This is a genomic window from Streptomyces sp. NPDC053079 (genome assembly GCF_044546695.1).
Taxonomy (GTDB): Bacteria; Actinomycetota; Actinomycetes; order Streptomycetales; family Streptomycetaceae; genus Streptomyces.
Window position 1 is genome coordinate 402,212 of sequence record NZ_JBITZJ010000007.1, and the last position, 19,346, is coordinate 421,557.

Sequence of the window (19,346 nt, forward strand, 5' to 3'; positions counted from 1 at the left end):
GCGCCCTTCGCCGCTTTCGGCCCGCCCGTTCGTTCAGCGGGTGGCGAACGGCCGGTCCGTCGGGACGATTTCACGGCCGAGCGGCATCAGCGAGACCGGGATCAGCTTGAAGTTCGCGATGCCGAGCGGGATTCCGATGATGGTCACACAGAGCGCGATGCCGGTGACGATGTGGCCGAGCGCCAGCCACCAGCCCGCGAAGACGAACCAGATGACGTTGCCGATGAGGGAGCCCGCGCCGGCGTCGCGGCGCTCGACGGTGGTCCGGCCGAAGGGCCACAGGGCGTAGGAGGCGATGCGGAAGCTCGCGATGCCGAAGGGGATCGTGATGATCAACACGCAACAGATGACGCCCGCGACGACGTAGCCGAGGGCCATCCAGAGTCCGCAGAGGACCAGCCAGATGATATTCAGGATGAACCTCATGATTTATAGCCTCCCACGTGACTGATTCTCCGGCTACTGAGACGCGCGTACGTCTCCGCCGGGTTGCAGGTTTTCGCAGGTGACAGACCCTGAGGAACTACCTAGGGGACGGCTGGGGGTTCGCCCGCTCCCGCAGCCCGGGTCGACGTGTGTTCGGACTGTAGGGTCCTCCCCATGGACATGGCCCCTGACAGCCGGCTCGGCCTGGACATCAAGCGCGCCGAGCACGCTCTGATGTCCGCCAAGAGCGGCGCGGTGAAGGCAGCCGACCTGACAGTCGCCCAGTACGCGGCTCTGCTGGCCCTGTCGCAGAACCCGGGCATGTCCGCGGCCGCCCTGGCCCGTGCCTGTCTCGTCACCCCGCAGGCCATGACGGCCGTGCTCAAGAACCTCGAAGGGCGCGGTCTCATCGAGCGGTCGGCGCATCCGTGGCACCAGAAGATGCTGGAGACCCGGCTGACCGACGCCGGCAGGCGGGCCGTCGAGCTCGCCGACCGGCAGGCCGTGCGCATCGAGCGGCGCCTCGCCGAGGAGTTCACCCCGGAGGAGCGGGAGAGCCTGCGCGCCCTGCTGGCGCGCTGCGTCCAGGCGATCCGCGGCGAGGGCTGAGCGGCACGCTCCGTTTCCCCGTACGGAGCAGCACGACGCGCGGTGTGCCGCCCCGTGTGGTCAAGGTGGGCCGAGCCTTCCCACGGGACGACGAAGAGGAGCTCCCATGCGTGTACATCGAACGGCCGGCGGTGTGCCGGCCATCGCCGCGGTGCTGGCGCTCGTGCCCGGCGCCGCCCATGCCGCGGCCGCCCCGAAGGACACCGACGTGCGGACGTGCATCGACGGTGGCGGCGTGCCCACCTTCACGCTCGACCCCGGCGGCGGTGTCCTGTCGCCGACGATCAAGAAGGTCTGCGAAGGCGGCAAGTACGACGGTCAGCCCCTCACCTAGCCCCGTCCGGCGGTGCGGTCGGCTCAGGGGTTGCGGTGGCCGGCCATCTGCTCCAGGCGGCTGATGCGCTCGCGCATCGGCGGGTGGGTGGAGAAGAGCTTCGACATGCCCTCCCCCGCGCGGAACGGGTTCGCGATCATCATGTGGCTCGCCGTCTCCAGCCGTGGCTCGGGCGGCAGCGGCAGTCGCTGCGTACCGGTCTCGAGCTTGCGCAGCGCGGAGGCGAGGGCGAGGGGGTCGCCGGTGAGCCGGGCGCCGGAGGCGTCGGCCTCGTATTCGCGGGAGCGGCTGACGGCGAGCTGGATGAGGGACGCGGCGACGGGGCCGAGGATCATCAGCATGATCATGCCGAGGAGGCCGGGGCCCTCCTCGTCGTCGGAGCGGCCGATGGGGATCAGCCAGGCGAAGTTGACCAGGAACAACACCACCGACGCGAGCGCGCCGGCCACCGAGGAGATGAGGATGTCGCGGTTGTAGACGTGGCTGAGCTCATGGCCGATGACGCCGCGCAGTTCGCGCTCGTCGAGGAGGCGCAGGATGCCGTCGGTGCAGCAGACGGCGGCGTTGCGCGGGTTGCGGCCGGTGGCGAAGGCGTTGGGGGCCTCTGTCGGGGAGATGTACAGGCGCGGCATCGGCTGGCGGGCGGCCGTGGAGAGCTCGCGGACCATGCGGTAGAGCTGGGGGGCCTCGAACTCGCTGACCGGCCGGGCCCGCATCGCCCGCAGGGCGAGCTTGTCGCTGTTCCAGTAGGCGTAGGCATTGGTGCCGAGCGCCACCAGGACCGCGACGATCAGGCCCGTACGACCGAACATGCTGCCGATGACGATGATGAGCGCGGACAGGCCCCCGAGGAGCATCGCTGTCCTGAGCCCGTTGTGCCGGCGGTGCACGGTACGCCCTCCAAATGGTGCGGCAGGGGAACCCTTGAACCAGTGGAACCTTTCGAACAGGTCAACGCCAGACGAGGGCCGCTAGTTCCCTTGTGCACGCCGCCGGGGGCCGCGCCATACGGGTGACGCCGCTTAGAGCAGCGCCTGCGAGGCGAAGCGCAGGACCGTCTGCGGGGCACCGGAGAGGGCCACGCCCAAGGCGGCCGCCAGGGTGATGGCCGCGGTGAGCGGGGCGGGGACGCGCGGCCGCGGCGCGGGGGCGGCGGCCTTCTCGGCGAGCTCCTCGGCGGCCTCTGCTGTGGGCTCCTCGGGGCGGAAGAGGACGGCCGTCCACTGGAGGTAGTAGTACAGGGCGATCACGACGTTGAGGGCCATGACCACCGCCAGCCAGCCCAGCCCGGCGTCGACCGCCACCGAGAAGACGGTGACCTTGGCGAAGAGCCCGATGACGCCCGGCGGCAGGCCCGCGAGGCAGAGCAGGAAGAAGCCGAGGGCGAGGGCGGCGAGCGGGTGACGGGCGTACAGGCCGCGGTAGTCGGCGATGCGGTGGGCCGGGCTCGTACGGGCGACCAGGGCGGCGACGGCGAAGGCGCCGAGGTTCACGGCGGCGTACATCAGGGCGTACGCGACGGTGGAGCCGATGGCGCGGGAGGGGTCGTCGGCGTAGCCGGCGGCGGCGATGGGGACGAGCAGGTAGCCCGCCTGGCCGACGGAGGACCAGGCCAGCAGGCGGACGGCGCTGTGGCGGCGGTCCGGGCGCTGGCGGAGGGCGGCGACGTTGCCGGCGGTCATGGTGAGCGCGGCGAGGACGGCGAGGGCGGGGGCCCACACCGCGGAGTACGAGGGGAAGGCGACGACGGTCACCAGGATGAGGCCGGTGAAGCCGACGGCCTTGCCGATGACCGACAGGTAGGCGGCGATCGGCAGGGGGGCGCCCACATAGGTGTCGGGCACCCAGAAGTGGAAGGGGGCGGCCGCGGTCTTGAAGGCGAAGCCGACCAGCGTCAGGGCGACGCCGGCCTTGGCGAGGACGGCCAGGCGCGGGTCGACGTGGGTGAGGCCGTCGGCGACCTGGGTGAGGTGCAGGGTGCCGGTGGCCGCGTAGACGAAGCTGACGCCCAGCAGCGTGACGGCGGTCGCGGTGACCGAGGAGAGGAAGAACTTCAGCGCCGCCTCGGAGGAGCGGCTGTCGCCGCGCCGGAGCCCGACGAGGGCGAAGGCGGGCAGCGAGGCCACTTCGAGGGCCACGACGAGCGTGGCGAGGTCGCGGGAGGCGGGCAGCAGGGCGGCGCCGGCCGCGGAGGACAGCAGCAGGAACCAGAATTCGCCCGCGGGAAGTTTGAAGTCGGCGATCGCACTGACGGACAGAAGCGCCGTCAGCAGGGCGCCGCCGAGGACCAGGAGCTGGATGACGAGCGTGAAGTGGTCCGCCGTGTAGCTGCAGGCGTTCCCGGCGTCCGTGCCGGTCAGGCAGAAGGTCGAGCGGTCGCCGTCCAGCAGCGGCAGGAGGCTCAGGCCCGCCAGGACGAGGCCGGCCATGGCGATCCACCCGAGCAGGGGCTTGCGGCCCTCGGGGAGGAAGAGGTCGGCCACCAGGATCGCCAGGGCCACGACGGCCGTGACGGTGGGCGGGGCGATGGCGAGCCAGTCGACGGACTGGACCAGGGAGCCCATCAGTTGCCTCCTGCGAGGAGCTGCTGAACGGCCGGGTCGCTGAGGCCGAGGAGGGCCGCGGGCCAGAGTCCGGCGAGAACGGTGAGGACGACGAGCGGGGTCCAGGCGGCCAGCTCGTACGGACGGACGTCGGCGAGCGGACCGGCCGGGCCGGGGGCGTTGGCGAGCGTGACGCCGCCGGCGTCCCCGTCGCCGCCCATGCACACCCGGCGGACCACGACCAGCATGTAGGCCGCCGTCAGCAGCGTCCCGAGGCCGGCCAGGGCCATGAAGGTGAGGAAGGCGGGGCGGCTGAGCCCCTCGGCGGGGCGGAACGACGCGAACATCGCGAGCATCTCGCCCCAGAATCCGGCGAGCCCGGGCAGTCCGAGCGAGGCGACGGCGCCGAAGGCCAGGAGGCCGCCCAGGCGCGGGGCCCGGCCGTAGAGCGCCGCACCCGTGGCGCCGGAGAGGCGGTCGAGGTCGCTGGTGCCGTAGCGGTCCTTGATGGCGCCGACGAGGAAGAAGAGGAGGCCGGTGATCAGGCCGTGGGCGATGTTGGCGAACAGCGCGCCGTTCACGCCGGTGGGGGTCAGGGTCGCGATGCCGAGCAGCACGAAGCCCATGTGGCCGACGGAGGAGTAGGCGATGAGCCGCTTGAGGTCGCCCTTGGCGCCGGAGCGGGCCAGGGCGAGGCAGACCAGGGAGCCGTAGACGATGCCGACGACCGCGAAGGCGGCGAGGTAGGGCGCGAAGGTGTGGGCGCCTTCGGGGGTGATGGGCAGGACGATGCGGACGAAGCCGTACGTGCCCATCTTCAGCAGCACGCCCGCCAGGAGCACCGAGCCGACCGTGGGGGCGGCGGTGTGGGCGTCGGGCAGCCAGCTGTGCAGGGGCCACATCGGGGCCTTTACGGCGAGGCCGATGCCGATGGCCAGAACGGCGATGACCTGCGTGGTGTGGCTGAGCCCGGACCCGTTGTCAGTGGCGAGTGCCACCATGTCGAAGGTGCCGCCCTTGATGCCGATGAGGAGGAGGCCGAGCAGCATCACGACGGAGCCGAGCAGGGTGTAGAGGATGAACCGCCACGCGGCGCGTTCCCGGCCCTCGCCGCCCCAGCGGGCGATGAGGAAGTACATCGGGATGAGCACCATCTCGAACGCGAGGAAGAACAGCATCAGGTCGAGGACGGCGAAGGTCGCGAGGGTGCCGGCCTCGAGGACGAGGAGCAGCGCGACGAATGCCCTGGGGGACGGGCCCGTGGGCATCTTGAAGTAGCTGTACAGCGCGCAGAGGAAGGTCAGCAGCGCCGTCAGGACGAGGAGGGGAAGCGAGACGCCGTCCACGCCGAGGTGGATCCGGATGCCGAGGGCCGGGATCCAGCTGATGTCGGTGGTCGCCTGCATGTGCGCCGGGCGGTCGTGGTCGAAGCCGGCGGCGAGGGCGACGGACAGCGCGAGCACGGCGCCCGTGACGGTGACGCCGTGGCGGAGCACGGCCTGGTCGGGGCTGCTGCCCTTGAGGCCGGGCGGGGCCGGGAGCAGGGCGGCGACGGCTCCGACGAGGGGGACGACGACGATCGCAGCGAGGAGGATCTGCATGACGGTGTGACTCATGGTCAGGCTCCGGTGGCTACGAGAACGGCGGCGACGGCCAGGACGACGGAGCCGGCGAGCAGGGCGCTGAGGTAGGTCTGCACATTGCCGGTCTGGGCGCGGCGGACGGCCGCGCCGAGCAGGCGGGGGGCGGTGCCCGCGCCGCGCACGTACGCCTCGACGACCTCGCGGTCGAGGAAGCGGGCGAGGCGGGCGGCGTCGCGCACGGGCCGGACGAAGAGCACCCGGTACACGGCGTCGAGGTGGAAGCCGCTGACGGCGTGCCGGTGCAGGGGGCCGAGGAGGAGCCGGCCGGGGTCGGCGGGGTCGGGGGCGCCCGCGATGCCGCCGTAGGCGGCCTCGTGGGAGGCGATGGTCTCTTCCTCGGAGACGTACGGCGCGCCCTCGGGGTCGGCCGCCACGGCGCCGAGCGGGGTGCGGGCGGTGAGCGCGCGGGCGCGGCGCCAGGCCGCGTACGTGACGATCAGGCCGGCGAGCGCACAGCCGGTGGAGAGGACGGAGGTGGTGAGCGTGGGGGTCAGGGAGCCGCCGTCGAACCAGTCGGGCAGCTTCCAGGCGGCCAGGCCGAGCGCGACGGTGGGCAGGAAGAGCACCCACAGCACGGCGGTCATGGCCAGGGGTTCCCGGCCGTGGTCGGCGGCTTCGGCGCCCTTGCCGTGGAAGGCGAGCAGCCACAGGCGGGCGGCGTAGCCGGCGGTGAGGAGGGCGGTGACCAGGCCGGCGATCAGGACGGTCCAGCCCGCCGCGCCGGGGATGCCGTGCCCGTCGCCGGTGGCGGCGTGCTCGGCGGCGCCGAGGACGGCTTCCTTGGAGAAGAAGCCGCTGAAGGGGGGGATGGCGGCGAGCGCGAGCAGGGCGACGGTCATCGTCCAGTAGGCGTCGGGGATGCGCTTGGCGAGGCCGTTCATGCGGGACATCGCGGCGAGCGAGTTGGTGCCGGCGGCGTGGATGATCACGCCTGCCCCGAGGAAGAGGAGTGCCTTGAACGCGCCGTGCGAGACGAGGTGGAAGACGGCGGCGCCGCGGTCGCCGACGGCCAGGGCACCGGTCATGTAGCCGAGCTGGCCGACGGTCGAGTAGGCCAGGACGCGCTTGATGTCGTCCTGGGCGAGGGCGGCGAGGGCGGAGCCGACCATGGTGACCGCGGCCATCACGGCGAGCACGACCAGGGCCGCCGCCGAGGCGGTGAAGACGGGCAGGAGCCGGGCGATGAAGTAGACGCCGGCCGCGACCATCGTCGCGGCGTGGATCAGCGCGGACACCGGGGTGGGGCCGGCCATCGCGTCGGGCAGCCAGGTGTGCAGCGGGAACTGCGCGGACTTGCCGGCGACTCCGGCGAGGAGCAGCAGCGCGACGAGGGTGGGGTGCTCGATGCCGCCGGAGGAGGCGGCGGTGAGGATGCCGTTGATCCGGAACGTTCCGGCGTCGGCGGCCAGCGCGAAGATGCCGATCAGGAAGGGGACGTCGCCGAGCTTGGTGACCAGGAAGGCCTTGAGGGAGGCGGCCCGTGCGGCCTCGGTCTCCCAGTAGTGGCCGACGAGGAAGTACGAGCAGATGCCCATGATCTCCCAGCCGACCAGCAGCACCATCAGGTCGCCGGAGTAGACGACGAGCAGCATCGCGGAGGTGAAGAGGGAGACGAGCGCCGCGTAGGAGGGGTAGCGGGGGTCGCTGCGCAGGTAGGCGGTCGAGTACAGCTGCACACAGGTCGCGACGACGCCGACGAGCACGGCGACCAGGACGGCGAAGCCGTCGAGGTTCAGGGCGAGGTCAATCGGCACGGACCCGGTGGGGGTGAGCCGGGTGGCGGCGGTCAGCGTCCCGCCCCCGCCCTGCCGCCAGGCGACGACGGCCGCGAGGACGGCGGCGGCGAGCGTCGGGAGCACGGCCAGGGGCCGGACGAGCCCGGGCGCGCGGCGGCCGAGCAGCAGTCCGGCGACGGCGCCGAGGAAGGGCAGCAGGGGGACGAGAACGGCGGTGGTCGTGGTGCTCACGCGGCGGCCTCGGCCTTCTCGTCGCGGTCTGCGCGTTCGGTTCCGGGTTCGGGGGCGTCCTCGTTCAGGTCGCGGAGGCGGTCGACGTCCGCGGTGCCGCGGTTGCGGTAGACGAGCAGGACGATGGCCAGGCCGATGCCGATCTCGGCGGCGGCGATGGCGATGGTGAAGAGGGTGAGCGCCTGGCCCGCGTGGAGCTCGTCGCGCAGCCAGACGTCGAAGGCGACGAGGTTGAGGTTGACGGCGTTGAGCATCAGCTCGACGGACATCAGGACGAGGATCGCGTTGCGCCGGGCCAGTACGCCGTACAGGCCCACGCAGAAGAGGAGGGCGGCGAGGACGGCCGGGTAGACGAGATGCATCAGCGCTCCTCGTTCTTCCTGCGGGAGAGGACGATCGCGCCGACGAGCGCGGCGAGCAGCAGTACGGACAGGGCTTCGAACGGCAGCACCCAGTGCCGGAAGAGGATCTCTCCGGAGACCTTGGTGGTGCCCTGCGGCGCGCCGTCGAGGCCGATCCAGGTCGCGCGGAAGGCGTCCACGACCACCCAGACCAGTGCGGCCGCGGCGGCGAGCGCCACGGCGAGGGCGGGCAGGCGGTTGCCGGAGTCGGCGTCCGGGGAGCGGCCGATGGGGGCCTTGGTGAGCATGAGCCCGAACAGCAGGAGGACCACGACGGAGCCGACGTAGATCAGCACCTGTACCCAGGCGATGAACTCCGCCGTCAGCAGCAGGTACTCCACGGCGAGCCCGCCGAGCGCCACCACGAGCCAGAGGGCCGCGTGCACCAGCTGCTTGGTGGTGACGGTGATGACGGCCGCGCCGAGGGTGACGATGCCGACGAGCAGGAAGGCGATCTCGACGCCCGTCGGGGAGAGGAATCCGTGCGCGTTCGCGGCGAGCGCGGTGGCGGCCGTTGCGGTGCCGGTCATGCCTCTCCCTCCTTCTCCTGCTTCTCCTGCTGTTCCGCCTGTGCCGCTTCCGCCTGTGCGGCCAGCTTCTCGGCCGCCTTGCGGGCCGTCGCGATCTCCTTCGGCTCCTCGGCCGCCGGGTCGAGCGCGGGCGGCTCGGGCACGGTCCACATCCACTCGCGGAGCTTGTCGCGTTCGTGGGTGAGGTCGTGGATGTCGGTCTCGGCGTACTCGAACTCCGGCGACCAGAACAGTGCGTCGAAGGGGCACACCTCGATGCAGATGCCGCAGTACATGCACAGCGCGAAGTCGATCGCGAAGCGGTCGAGGACGTTGCGGCTGCGCTCGCGGCCGCCGGGGGTGGCGGCGGGCACCGTCTCCTTGTGGGAGTCGATGTAGATGCACCAGTCGGGGCACTCGCGGGCGCACAGCATGCAGACCGTGCAGTTCTCCTCGAACAGCCCGATGACGCCCCGGGTGCGGGGCGGCAGCTCGGGCTGGACGTCCGGGTACTGCGCGGTGACCGAGCGGCGGGTCATCGTGCGGAGGGTGACGGCGAGGCCCTTGGCCAGGCCGGAGCCGGGAATGGGCATTACTGGGTCACCACCTTGACGACGCCGGTGAGCGCGATCTGCGCGAGGGCGAGGGGGATGAGGACGGTCCAGGCCAGCTTCTGCAGCTGGTCCTCGCGCAGCCGCGGATAGGTCACGCGCAGCCAGATGACGATGAAGGCCAGGACCGCGGTCTTGAGCAGCGTCCACAGCCAGCCGAGTCCCTCGGCCCCGAACGGGCCGTGCCATCCGCCGAGGAAGAGCACGGTCGTCAGACCGCACAGCACCACGATGCCGGCGTACTCGGCGAGGAGGAACATCGCGAAGCGCAGGCCGGTGTACTCGGTGTACGCACCGAAGATGATCTCCGAGTCGGCGACCGGCATGTCGAACGGCGGCCGCTGCAGCTCGGCGAGCCCGGCGGTGAAGAAGACGACGCCGCCGACGATCTGCCACGGCACCCACCACCAGTGGAAGGCGTCGACGATGCCCGGCAGCGACACCGTGCCCGCCGCCATGGCGACGGAGGCCGCCGCGAGCAGCATCGGCAGCTCGTAGGCCATCAGCTGGGCGGCGGTCCGCAGGCCCCCGAGGAGGGAGAACTTGTTCGCCGACGCCCAGCCGGCCATGAGCGAGCCGAGGACGCCGACGCCCATGACGGCGAGGACGAAGAAGATGCCGGCGTCGATGAACTGGCCGACGGCGTTGCCGGGCCCGACCGGGATCGCCAGGAGGACGAGCAGATAGGGCAGCAGCGCCACGGCGGGCGCGAGCTGGAAGATCTTGCGGTCCGCGCCCGCGGGCACGATGTCTTCCTTCTGCGCGAACTTCACACCGTCCGCGACGAGCTGCGCCCACCCGTGGAACCCACCGGCGTACATCGGGCCGAGGCGGCCCTGCATGTGGGCCATCACCTTGTGCTCGGTCTGTCCGATCACGAGCGGCAGCACGAGGAAGACGACGAACACGGCCAGCAGTCGCAGGACGACGTCGAGAGTGTCGCTGCTGCTCATGCGGGCTCGCCTCCGGCGGGGTTCGTGTCGTTGTCGGGCTCGCCACCGCTTCCGCCTTCGGCGGCGGGACCAGACTCGCCTGCGGTGCCGGGTTCGCCTGCCTGCTCGGCCGGGGCCTCGGGGATCGGGGTGCTCGGCGCCGCCGGGCTCCGCCGTGCCGGCTGGTCGCCGTCGCGGCGGGAAGGAGCGGGCTCGGGCTCGGCTTCCGGCTTCGTGGACGTCTCGTCGAAGGCCGGTACGGCGTGGTGCCAGGGGGCGTCGGCCGAGCGGGGCGCCGGGCGGGAGCCCGTGGCCCGAGGACCGGCGGTGTCCTGCTGGCTGGCCGAACCCTCGCTCGCGGACCGCGTACGCCGCGGAGCGGGAGCCGCACCCTCACCCTGCTGGCTCGCCGAACCCTCACTCGCGGAACGGGCACGCCGCGGCGCAGCAGCCGCGCCCTCCGTCGCCTGGCTCGCCGAACCCTCGCTCGCGGACCGCGTACGCCGCGGAGCGGGAGCCGCACCCTCACCCTGCTGGCTCGCCGAGCCCTCGCTCACGCTCCGCGCACGACGCGGCGCAGCCGCCGCGCCCTCCGCCTGACTGGCCGAGCCCTCCGCCACGCTCCGCGCACGCCGCACCGGGCGCTCCGCGCCTGCGGCACCGGCGGCACCGGCGGCGCGGGGGGTGCGGGCCGGGCGGGCGGGGGCCGGGGGGAGCTGGCCCTTGAGGGGGCCCCATTCGTTGGGGTCGGGGACACCCGGGGGAAGCATCTGGCGGCGTTTGGGGCCGCCCTCCGCCGACTCGCCCGGCTCCTTCGCGCCCGGCCAGGCCTTGACCACGCGGGCCGCGAGGACGAAGTCCTTGCGCAGCGGGTGGCCCTCGAAGCCCTCGGGCAGCAGCAGCGGCACCAGGTGGGGGTGGCCGGTGAAGCCGACGCCGAACATCTCGTGCGTCTCGCGCTCGTGCCAGGCCGCGCCGGCGTAGACGCCCACGGCCGTCGGCAGCGCCGGGGCGTCGTGCGGCACCGTGGTGCGCACGATCAGGCGGCGGACGTCGTTCCCACCACCCGGCAGGGCGGCCAGGTGCGCGCACACGCGGAAGCCCGTACCCGGCTCGTCGACGGCGCTCAGCCAGTCGAAGAACGTGCAGCCGAGCCGGTCCCGGGCGGTCTCCAGCGCGGTGATCCAGGACTCGGCGGGGACGTCGACCGTGAGCAGGCCGTACGCCTCCTCGGCGCTCGCGCCCTCGCCGAACAGCTCGGCGGCTCCGCCCGGCAGCCAGCCCACGGCCGGCTGGGGCTCGGCCTGCTGGGGCTCGGGCTCCGGCAGGTCCGGCGTCGTCGGCTCGCTCATCGGTCCGTCTCCTCCGCGGCCGGAGCCGCAGCCGAGGCCGTATCCGGCGCCGGAGGCGGCGTCACCAGGCCGCTGCGCAGTGCCGCCGCGGACGGCTGCGAGTAGCGCTCGCCCAGCGACTCCCGCGCGATCTTCTCCTGAAGCTTGATGATTCCCTGCAGCAGCGCCTCGGGCCGCGGCGGGCAGCCCGGTACGTACACGTCCACGGGGATGATCTGGTCGACGCCCTTGGTCACGGAGTACGAGTCCCAGTAGGGCCCGCCGCAGTTCGAGCAGGCGCCGAAGGAGATGACGTACTTCGGCTCGGGCATCTGCTCGTAGAGCCGCTTCACGGCCGGGGCCATCTTGTCCGTCACCGTGCCGGAGACGATCATGAGGTCGGCCTGGCGGGGGCCCGGCGCGAAGGGGATGACGCCGAGGCGGATGAAGTCGTGGCGCGCCATGGACGCGGCGATGAACTCGATCGCGCAGCAGGCGAGGCCGAAGTTGAAGACCCACAGGCTGTAGCGGCGGCCCCAGTTCAGGACCACCTTCATGGGCTCCGGGGCGAGGCGCGCCAGCGGCCCGAGGCGGCGGGGCTCGGGCAGGTCCACGGGTGTCACGTCCATTCGAGGACGCCCTTCTTCCATGCGTACAACAGGCCCACGGCGAGGAAGCCGAGGAAGATGAACATCTCCACCAGCGTCGCTCCGCCGAAGCCGGGAGCGGCGAACACCGTCGCCCACGGGAACAGGAAGATCGAGTCCACCGCGAAGATCACGTACAGGAAGGCATAGACGTAATACCGCACCTGCGTGTGCGCCCAGCCCTCGCCGACGGGGTCGACCCCGCACTCGTACGTGAGCAGCTTCTCGGGCGTCGGCACCACCGGCCTCAGCAGCCGTGAGGCGCCGAAGGCCACGGCGACGAAGAGTACGCCGACGACGGCGACCAGTCCCACCACCGTATAGCTGTGGAAGTAGTCCGCCGCGAGCTGGACATCGGCGCTCCTGGTGCGCACGGTCGCCTCCGGCACGTCCGCCCCTCGCTCCCTGTCCTGTTTGTTCGACGATCTGTACGCACGCGAGTCTAGGCCCTGCCACGCCCGGGGTGAGCAGCGCTGCCCGGCCGGAGGTGGGGATATCCCCACCCTTCCGCACCCATGACCCCCATGGCGGTGGCCCTGCCGCCCGGGGCAGGCTTGCGATATGACCGCCCATACCGTGACCGGCACGATCGCCCGTGAAGCCGGCCCCCAGGACGAGGACCGGCTGCCTCCCGTCCACTTCGCCTTCCGCTCCTGGACCTGGAAGGAGATCGCGCACCTCCTGATCAATCTGCCGGAGTCGATGCTCGGCTTCGTCTACGTCTCCACCTGGTTGTGGGCGGGAGCGGTGCTGTCGATCACGGTCGTGGGGCTGCCGCTGCTGGCGGTCGGCCTGATGGGCGCGCGGCTGCTGGGCCGGATGGAGCGGCGCCGGGCGCGCGCTCTGCTGGGCGTGCGGATCGACGAGCCCAGCCCGCTCCCCCGCGACCTGCGCCGCAAGGCGGGCGGCGGCGGGTTCTTCGGCTGGCTGTGGACGACGTTGAAGGACCCGGTGGCGTGGCGCAGCACCCTGTATTCGTTCATCCGTTTGCCATGGGGTGTTCTCACGTTCGCCGTCACTCTCGTCGCGCTGTTCGTGGCGTGGCCGGTTCTGGGCCATCTCGCGCGGGGTCTGACGAACCTGGACCGGGCGATGGTGCGCGGGCTGCTGTCGCCGTCGAGCGAGCTGGAGCGGCGGATCGCCGAGCTGGAGCAGGACCGCGGGGTGGTCGTGGACACGGCCGCCGCCGATCTGCGGCGCATCGAGCGTGACCTCCACGACGGCGCCCAGGCCCGGCTCGTCGCCCTGGCCATGGGTCTCGGTCTGGCGAAGGAGAAGCTGCTGGAGGACCCGGAGACGGCGGCCAAGATGGTCGACGAGGCGCACGGCGAGGTGAAGCTCGCCCTCCAGGAGCTGCGCGACCTGGCCCGCGGCATCCATCCGGCGATCCTGACCGACCGCGGTCTGGACGCGGCCCTGTCGTCGCTGGCGGGCCGCTGCACGGTCCCGGTGAAGGTGGCCGTGGACCTGCCGGCCCGCCCGGCGCCCGCGATCGAGGGCATCGCCTACTTCACCGTCTCCGAGCTCCTGCAGAACATCAGCAAGCACAGCCGGGCCCGGACGGCCGGCGTCGAGCTGTGGCGGCGCGGGGACCGGCTGATGCTGCAGGTCCGCGACGACGGCCAGGGCGGTGCCACGACCGGTTCCGGCAGCGGGCTGGCCGGGCTGGCGGAGCGGCTGGGCTCGGTGGACGGGGTGTTCGTCGTCGACTCCCCCGTCGGCGGCCCCACCGTCGTCACGGCGGAGCTGCCGTGGCGGGACCGTACGCCGGAGTAGCACCCGTCCCTGGGGGTGGGGACAGCCCCACCCCCAGGACACCGACCCGCCGCATGGTCCGGGAGCCGCCCGCCGAGGAGCCTTGTAGGGAACCGGAGAGACCGGGCGGGCACCGCCACCGGACGACGAGGACGGACGAGGACGAGGACATGGCCATCGACTACGGAACACCCCACGCGCCGGTGACGGCGTCCCGGTCCCACCGGGTGCCCGCCGTGCTGCGCGCGCCCGTGGAGGGCCGCACCTGGCGCGAGTTCCTCTACCTCCTGACGGGCCTGCCCGTCGCGGTCGTCATGTTCTCGTACGCCGTCACGCTGACCTCCCTCGGTGTCGGCCTGCTGATCACCTTCCTGGGGGTGCCGGTGCTGGCCGGCACGCTCGCCGGGGCGCGCGGACTGGGCGCGGTCGAGCGGATGCGGGCCCGGGCGCTGCTGCGGCTGGACGTCGCCTCCCCGGCGCCCGTACGGCCCCGGCGCCGGCCCGGGAGGGACGGGGGCGCCGGCCCGATGGGCTGGGTGGCGGCGTTCCTGAAGGACGGGACGTCCTGGCGGCACCTGCTCTACGGGGTGCTGTACCTGCCGTGGGCGATCTTCGGCTTCACTCTGGCCGTGGTGGCGGGGTCGCTGAGCTGGTCGCTGTTCCTCTACCCGGTATGGCAGTGGACGCTGCCGACGTACAGCGACCAGCCGGGCATCCAGGTGTTCGGCGACGACAGCGGCCGCGCCCTCTACCTCGACAACCCCTTCGAGATCGGGGTCACCAGCGCCGTCGGCCTGGTCCTGGTGCTGGTGACGCCGTGGCTGCTGCGGGGCGTCACGCAGGTGGACCGGCTGCTGGTGACGGGGCTGCTGGGGCCCTCGCGGCTGACGGAGCGGGTGTGGGAGCTGGAGGAGGACCGCGGGGTGGTCGTGGACACCGCCGCCGCCGATCTGCGGCGCATCGAGCGCGAGCTGCACGACGGCGCCCAGGCGCGGCTGTCCGCCCTCGCCGTGGACCTGGGGCTGGCGAAGGAGAAGCTGCTCCAGGACCCGGAGGCGGCCGCGAAGATGGTCGACGAGGCCCACGGCGAGGTGAAGCTCGCCCTCAAGGAGCTGCGCGACCTGGCCCGCGGCATCCACCCGGCGATCCTCACCGACCGCGGTCTGGGCCCGGCCCTGTCGGTGCTGGTGGCGCGCAGCGCCGTGCCGGTGCGGGCCGAGGTGGACCTGCCGGCCCGCCCGGCGCCCGCGATCGAGGGCATCGCCTACTTCACCGTCTCCGAGCTCCTGCGCAACGTCAGCAAGCACAGCGGCGCCCGCAGCGCCCGCGTGGACGTGTGGCGCTCGGCGGACCGGCTGATGCTCCAGGTGTGGGACGACGGCGACGGCGGCGCCTCGACCGTCGCCGGCAGCGGGCTGGCCGGGCTGGCGGAGCGGCTGGACTCCGTCGACGGGCTGCTGCTCGTCGACTCCCCGGCGGGCGGCCCGACCACCGTGACGGCGGAGCTGCCCTGGCGCGGCTGACCCTCGCCCCTCTCTTCCGCCACCCACCCCTTCGGCCCCGGAGCGCCCCGCTCCGGGGCCGGATGCTGCGATGCTGGGACCGCCCGCGCGCCGTGCGGGGTCAAGCCAGCGTCGTCAGGGGGCCGTGGATCGTGATCGTGGAGGACAGCGTGCGGGTGGTCATCGCCGAGGATTCGGTACTGCTTCGGGAGGGCCTGACCCGGCTGCTGACCGACCGCGGGCACGACGTCGTGGCGGGCGTGGGCGACGCGGAGGCGCTGATCAAGTCCATCAAGGAGCTCGCCGCCGAGGGCGCCCTGCCTGACGTCGTGGTCGCGGACGTGCGCATGCCCCCGACCCACACCGACGAGGGCGTGCGGGCGGCCGTGCAGCTGCGCCGGGACCACCCCGAGCTGGGCGTGCTGGTGCTCTCGCAGTACGTGGAGGAGCAGTACGCGACGGAGCTGCTGGCCGGCAGCAGCCGGGGCGTGGGCTATCTGCTGAAGGACCGGGTCGCGGACGTGCGCGAGTTCGCGGACGCGGTGGTCCGGGTCGCCCGCGGCGGCACCGCGCTGGACCCCGAGGTCGTCGCCCAGCTGCTGGGCCGCAGCCGCAAGCAGGACGTGCTGGCCGGGCTCACCCCGCGCGAGCGCGAGGTCCTCGGCCTGATGGCCGAGGGACGAACGAACTCCGCCATCGCCAAGCAGCTGGTGGTCAGTGACGGGGCGGTGGAGAAGCACGTCAGCAACATCTTCCTGAAGCTGGGCCTGTCGCCGAGCGACGGCGACCACCGGCGGGTCCTCGCGGTCCTGACCTATCTGCGTTCCTGACGGTTCATCACCTGACCGGCCCCGGCCACGGCGAGCCCGGCCGGGGCCCCACGCCCAAGGGACGAGCGGGCCCCCGGCGGCCGGGCGCCTTCAAAAGGCGGCTCCTGGGGCCTGCTAAACCATGACAAGCAGGGCATATCAGGGGCACCTCCTGCGGTTTATCCCTTGATCCCTCCCGTGAAGGCCACCCTTGCCCACGTACGATGGCCAGGGGAACGCCGGTCGGCGCCACCGAGTGCGCGGCGCCGCCATGAGGGAGGTCCGAAGCAGTGACCAGCCAGGTCAGCAGCCCGGCCGAGCAGGCCGATTCCGCCGATCAGCGCGGCCAGACCGCGCCCGGGGCCGAGCCCCCCGCAGGCACCAAGGAGGTGCGCCGGCTCGACCGGGTGATCATCCGTTTCGCGGGTGACTCCGGTGACGGCATGCAGCTCACGGGAGACCGTTTTACCTCCGAGACCGCGTCGTTCGGCAACGACCTCTCGACGCTGCCCAACTTCCCCGCCGAGATCCGTGCCCCCGCCGGCACCCTCCCGGGCGTCTCGTCGTTCCAGCTGCACTTCGCGGACCACGACATCCTCACGCCCGGTGACGCGCCCAACGTCCTGGTGGCCATGAACCCGGCCGCCCTGAAGGCCAATCTGGGCGACGTACCGCACGGCGCGGAGATCATCGTCAACACCGACGAGTTCACCAAGCGCCCCATGGCCAAGGTGGGTTACGACGCCAACCCCCTCGAGGACGGCTCGCTGGCGGCGTACAACGTGCACCCGGTGCCGCTGACGACGCTGACGATCGAGGCGCTCAAGGACTTCGGCCTCTCCCGCAAGGAGGCGGAGCGCAGCAAGAACATGTTCGCGCTCGGCCTGCTGTCGTGGATGTACCACCGGCCCACCGGGAGCACCGAGTCGTTCCTGCGCAAGAAGTTCGCGAAGAAGCCGCAGATCGCGGAGGCGAACGTCGCCGCCTTCCGGGCGGGCTGGAACTTCGGCGAGACGACGGAGGACTTCGCGGTCTCCTACGAGGTCGCCCCCGCCACCGCCGCCTTCCCGCCCGGCACCTACCGCAACATCTCCGGCAACCTCGCCCTGTCCTACGGCCTGATCGCCGCCTCCCACCAGGCGGACCTGCCGCTCTACCTCGGCTCGTACCCGATCACCCCGGCCTCGGACATCCTGCACGAGCTGTCGAAGCACAAGAACTTCGGCGTGCGCACCTTCCAGGCCGAGGACGAGATCGCCGGCATCGGCGCGGCGCTGGGCGCGGCCTTCGGCGGCGCGCTGGCGGTGACCACCACCTCGGGCCCGGGCGTGGCCCTGAAGTCGGAGACCATCGGGCTCGCGGTCTCCCTCGAACTGCCCCTGCTGATCGTCGACATCCAGCGCGGCGGCCCCTCCACCGGCCTGCCCACCAAGACCGAGCAGGCCGACCTGCTGCAGGCCATGTACGGGCGCAACGGCGAGGCCCCGGTCCCGATCGTGGCCCCCAGGACGCCGGCCGACTGCTTCGACGCGGCGCTGGACGCGGCCCGCATCGCGCTCACCTACCGCACGCCCGTCTTCCTGCTGAGCGACGGCTACCTCGCCAACGGCTCCGAGCCCTGGCGCGTCCCGGAGGTCGACGAACTGCCCGACCTGAGGGTGCAGTTCGCATCCGGCCCCAACCACGAGCTGGCCGACGGCACCGAGGTCTTCTGGCCGTACAAGCGCGACCCGCAGACCCTGGCCCGCCCGTGGGCCGTGCCCGGCACGCCCGGCCTCGAGCACCGCATCGGCGGCATCGAGAAGCAGGACGGCACCGGCAACATCTCCTACGACCCGGCCAACCACGACTTCATGGTCCGCACCCGGCAGGCCAAGACCGACGGCATCGCCGTCCCGGACCTCGAGGTCGACGACCCCTCCGGCACGGCGACGACCCTGGTCCTGGGATGGGGTTCGACCTACGGGCCGATCACGGCGGCCGTACGGCGCGTGCGCGCCGGGGGCGACGGCGTCGCCCAGGCCCATCTGCGCCACCTCAACCCCTTCCCCGGGAATCTCGGGGAGACGCTGGGGCGTTACGACAAGGTGGTCGTACCGGAGATGAATCTCGGTCAGCTCGCCACCCTGCTGCGAGCGAAATACCTGATCGACGTCCGCTCCCACACCCAGGTGAGCGGAATGCCGTTCAAGGCCGAGCAGCTCGCCAATGTGCTGAAGGAGGCCATCCACCATGGCTGAAGCGACCGAGACGACGATCGAAGCGCTTTCTCTCGTCCCCAAGGCCGAGGCCGCGCAGTCCATGAAGGACTTCAAGTCCGACCAGGAGGTGCGCTGGTGCCCGGGCTGCGGTGACTACGCCATCCTCGCCGCCGTCCAGGGCTTCATGCCCGAACTGGGCCTGGCGAAGGAGAACATCGTCTTCGTCTCCGGCATCGGCTGCTCCTCCCGCTTCCCGTACTACATGAACACCTACGGGATGCACTCCATCCACGGCCGTGCCCCCGCCATCGCCACCGGCCTGGCCTCCTCGCGCCGCGACCTGTCGGTCTGGGTCGTCACCGGCGACGGCGACGCCCTGTCCATCGGCGGCAACCACCTCATCCACGCGCTGCGCCGCAACGTCAACCTCAAGATCCTCCTGTTCAACAACCGGATCTACGGGCTGACCAAGGGCCAGTACAGCCCCACCTCCGAGGTCGGGAAGATCACCAAGTCGACGCCGATGGGCTCGTTGGACGCGCCCTTCAACCCCGTCTCGCTGGCGCTGGGCGCGGAGGCCTCGTTCGTCGCCCGCACCGTCGACTCCGACCGCAAGCACCTCACCGAGGTCCTGCGCCAGGCCGCCGCCCACCCCGGCACGGCCCTCGTCGAGATCTACCAGAACTGCAACATCTTCAACGACGGCGCGTTCGAGGCCCTCAAGGACAAGCAGCGGGCGCAGGAGGCGGTCATCCGCCTCGAGCACGGCCGGCCCATCCGCTTCGGCGCGGACGACGCGAAGGGCGTCGTCCGCGACACGCTGACCGGCGACCTCAGGGTCGTCGAGGTCACGGAGGAGAACGAGGCCGGGATCCTGGTGCACGACGCCCACTCCCCGTCCCCCACCACCGCCTTCGCCCTCTCCCGGCTGGCCGACCCCGACACGCTGCACCACACGCCGATCGGCGTCTTCCGCAGCGTGGACCGGCCGGTGTACGACACGCTGATGTCGGACCAGCTGGAGGCGGCGATCGAGCAGCGCGGCAAGGGTGACCTTGCTGCGCTGCTGGCCGGCGGCGACACCTGGACGGTGGTCGGCTAGTACCGCGCTGCGCGCGGCGTCCTC

General features: G+C 72.1%; 19 protein-coding genes. 7 read left to right on the forward strand and 12 right to left on the reverse strand.

Features of this window, described 5'->3' with window-relative positions:
- Positions 1-33: 33 nt before the first annotated feature.
- A complete protein-coding gene (locus tag ACIGXW_RS27155; protein ID WP_399575358.1) occupies positions 34-426 on the reverse strand; it encodes a YccF domain-containing protein in 393 nt (130 codons plus the stop codon).
- Between the two features lie 174 nt (positions 427-600).
- On the opposite strand from ACIGXW_RS27155, the gene ACIGXW_RS27160 reads away from it, so the two are divergent.
- Positions 601-1,035: a MarR family winged helix-turn-helix transcriptional regulator gene (locus ACIGXW_RS27160; protein WP_399575359.1), complete on the forward strand. Its 435-nt coding sequence runs from the start codon at positions 601-603 to the stop codon at positions 1,033-1,035.
- 106 nt (positions 1,036-1,141) lie between these two features.
- Positions 1,142-1,369: a hypothetical protein gene (locus tag ACIGXW_RS27165; protein WP_399575360.1), complete on the forward strand. Its 228-nt coding sequence runs from the start codon at positions 1,142-1,144 to the stop codon at positions 1,367-1,369.
- Between the two features lie 23 nt (positions 1,370-1,392).
- Here ACIGXW_RS27165 and htpX read toward each other — a convergent pair whose 3' ends face one another.
- The 11 genes from htpX to ACIGXW_RS27220 form a co-directional block, all read right to left on the reverse strand.
- Positions 1,393-2,259, reverse strand: coding sequence for a zinc metalloprotease HtpX (gene htpX / locus ACIGXW_RS27170; protein WP_399575361.1), 867 nt, complete (start codon positions 2,257-2,259; stop codon positions 1,393-1,395).
- A 132-nt stretch (positions 2,260-2,391) separates the two neighbouring features.
- On the reverse strand, positions 2,392-3,933 hold the full coding sequence (locus tag ACIGXW_RS27175; protein WP_399575362.1) for an NADH-quinone oxidoreductase subunit N: 1,542 nt from the start codon (positions 3,931-3,933) through the stop codon (positions 2,392-2,394).
- Positions 3,933-5,528: a NuoM family protein gene (locus ACIGXW_RS27180; RefSeq protein WP_399575363.1), complete on the reverse strand. Its 1,596-nt coding sequence runs from the start codon at positions 5,526-5,528 to the stop codon at positions 3,933-3,935. Before ACIGXW_RS27180 ends, ACIGXW_RS27175 begins: the two co-directional genes overlap by 1 nt.
- Before the next feature lie 2 nt (positions 5,529-5,530).
- A complete protein-coding gene (locus tag ACIGXW_RS27185; protein WP_399575364.1) occupies positions 5,531-7,522 on the reverse strand; it encodes an NADH-quinone oxidoreductase subunit L in 1,992 nt (663 codons plus the stop codon).
- Positions 7,519-7,884 (reverse strand): NADH-quinone oxidoreductase subunit NuoK, encoded by a 366-nt coding sequence (gene nuoK, locus ACIGXW_RS27190; RefSeq protein ID WP_071964465.1) that lies wholly within the window; start codon positions 7,882-7,884, stop codon positions 7,519-7,521. The genes ACIGXW_RS27185 and nuoK overlap by 4 nt, the downstream gene beginning before the upstream one ends.
- Complete coding sequence (locus ACIGXW_RS27195; protein ID WP_071964464.1) at positions 7,884-8,453, reverse strand: NADH-quinone oxidoreductase subunit J; 570 nt, start codon at positions 8,451-8,453, stop codon at positions 7,884-7,886. Before ACIGXW_RS27195 ends, nuoK begins: the two co-directional genes overlap by 1 nt.
- A complete protein-coding gene (locus ACIGXW_RS27200; protein ID WP_399575365.1) occupies positions 8,450-9,025 on the reverse strand; it encodes a NuoI/complex I 23 kDa subunit family protein in 576 nt (191 codons plus the stop codon). Before ACIGXW_RS27200 ends, ACIGXW_RS27195 begins: the two co-directional genes overlap by 4 nt.
- Complete coding sequence (locus tag ACIGXW_RS27205; RefSeq protein ID WP_071964462.1) at positions 9,025-9,996, reverse strand: complex I subunit 1 family protein; 972 nt, start codon at positions 9,994-9,996, stop codon at positions 9,025-9,027. The genes ACIGXW_RS27200 and ACIGXW_RS27205 overlap by 1 nt, the downstream gene beginning before the upstream one ends.
- On the reverse strand, positions 9,993-11,327 hold the full coding sequence (locus tag ACIGXW_RS27210; RefSeq protein ID WP_399575366.1) for an NADH-quinone oxidoreductase subunit C: 1,335 nt from the start codon (positions 11,325-11,327) through the stop codon (positions 9,993-9,995). Before ACIGXW_RS27210 ends, ACIGXW_RS27205 begins: the two co-directional genes overlap by 4 nt.
- The gene (locus ACIGXW_RS27215) at positions 11,324-11,935 is read right to left on the reverse strand and encodes an NADH-quinone oxidoreductase subunit B (RefSeq protein ID WP_399575367.1); all 612 of its coding nucleotides are present in this window, start codon (positions 11,933-11,935) and stop codon (positions 11,324-11,326) included. The genes ACIGXW_RS27210 and ACIGXW_RS27215 overlap by 4 nt, the downstream gene beginning before the upstream one ends.
- The gene (locus tag ACIGXW_RS27220) at positions 11,926-12,342 is read right to left on the reverse strand and encodes an NADH-quinone oxidoreductase subunit A (protein WP_071964060.1); all 417 of its coding nucleotides are present in this window, start codon (positions 12,340-12,342) and stop codon (positions 11,926-11,928) included. The genes ACIGXW_RS27215 and ACIGXW_RS27220 overlap by 10 nt, the downstream gene beginning before the upstream one ends.
- 172 nt (positions 12,343-12,514) lie before the next feature.
- Here ACIGXW_RS27220 and ACIGXW_RS27225 point away from each other — a divergent pair, with 172 nt between their 5' ends.
- From ACIGXW_RS27225 to ACIGXW_RS27245, 5 genes are all read left to right on the forward strand, one after another.
- A complete protein-coding gene (locus ACIGXW_RS27225) occupies positions 12,515-13,729 on the forward strand; it encodes a sensor histidine kinase (protein ID WP_071964061.1) in 1,215 nt (404 codons plus the stop codon).
- Positions 13,730-13,878: 149 nt separating this feature from the next.
- Entirely contained in the window at positions 13,879-15,231 is a 1,353-nt protein-coding gene (locus tag ACIGXW_RS27230; RefSeq protein ID WP_399575368.1) for a sensor histidine kinase, read from the forward strand.
- A gap of 149 nt (positions 15,232-15,380) precedes the next feature.
- Positions 15,381-16,040: a response regulator transcription factor gene (locus ACIGXW_RS27235; RefSeq protein ID WP_071964098.1), complete on the forward strand. Its 660-nt coding sequence runs from the start codon at positions 15,381-15,383 to the stop codon at positions 16,038-16,040.
- Positions 16,041-16,309: 269 nt separating this feature from the next.
- A complete protein-coding gene (locus tag ACIGXW_RS27240) occupies positions 16,310-18,259 on the forward strand; it encodes a 2-oxoacid:acceptor oxidoreductase subunit alpha (protein WP_399575369.1) in 1,950 nt (649 codons plus the stop codon).
- Entirely contained in the window at positions 18,252-19,322 is a 1,071-nt protein-coding gene (locus tag ACIGXW_RS27245) for a 2-oxoacid:ferredoxin oxidoreductase subunit beta (protein ID WP_399575370.1), read from the forward strand. Before ACIGXW_RS27240 ends, ACIGXW_RS27245 begins: the two co-directional genes overlap by 8 nt.
- The last annotated feature ends 24 nt before the right edge of the window (positions 19,323-19,346 follow it).

Bases quoted from the DNA above. Each gene is read 5' to 3' on its own strand.
- ACIGXW_RS27155 (WP_399575358.1), bottom strand. From the start codon at position 426: ATGAGGTTCATCCTGAATATCATCTGGCTGGTCCTCTGCGGACTCTGG.
- ACIGXW_RS27160 (WP_399575359.1), top strand. From the start codon at position 601: ATGGACATGGCCCCTGACAGCCGGCTCGGCCTGGACATCAAGCGCGCC.
- ACIGXW_RS27165 (WP_399575360.1), top strand. From the start codon at position 1,142: ATGCGTGTACATCGAACGGCCGGCGGTGTGCCGGCCATCGCCGCGGTG.
- ACIGXW_RS27175 (WP_399575362.1), bottom strand. From the start codon at position 3,933: ATGGGCTCCCTGGTCCAGTCCGTCGACTGGCTCGCCATCGCCCCGCCC.
- ACIGXW_RS27180 (WP_399575363.1), bottom strand. From the start codon at position 5,528: ATGAGTCACACCGTCATGCAGATCCTCCTCGCTGCGATCGTCGTCGTC.
- nuoK (WP_071964465.1), bottom strand. From the start codon at position 7,884: ATGCATCTCGTCTACCCGGCCGTCCTCGCCGCCCTCCTCTTCTGCGTG.
- ACIGXW_RS27195 (WP_071964464.1), bottom strand. From the start codon at position 8,453: ATGACCGGCACCGCAACGGCCGCCACCGCGCTCGCCGCGAACGCGCAC.
- ACIGXW_RS27200 (WP_399575365.1), bottom strand. From the start codon at position 9,025: ATGCCCATTCCCGGCTCCGGCCTGGCCAAGGGCCTCGCCGTCACCCTC.
- ACIGXW_RS27205 (WP_071964462.1), bottom strand. From the start codon at position 9,996: ATGAGCAGCAGCGACACTCTCGACGTCGTCCTGCGACTGCTGGCCGTG.
- ACIGXW_RS27210 (WP_399575366.1), bottom strand. From the start codon at position 11,327: ATGAGCGAGCCGACGACGCCGGACCTGCCGGAGCCCGAGCCCCAGCAG.
- ACIGXW_RS27215 (WP_399575367.1), bottom strand. From the start codon at position 11,935: ATGGACGTGACACCCGTGGACCTGCCCGAGCCCCGCCGCCTCGGGCCG.
- ACIGXW_RS27225 (WP_071964061.1), top strand. From the start codon at position 12,515: ATGACCGCCCATACCGTGACCGGCACGATCGCCCGTGAAGCCGGCCCC.
- ACIGXW_RS27230 (WP_399575368.1), top strand. From the start codon at position 13,879: ATGGCCATCGACTACGGAACACCCCACGCGCCGGTGACGGCGTCCCGG.
- ACIGXW_RS27245 (WP_399575370.1), top strand. From the start codon at position 18,252: ATGGCTGAAGCGACCGAGACGACGATCGAAGCGCTTTCTCTCGTCCCC.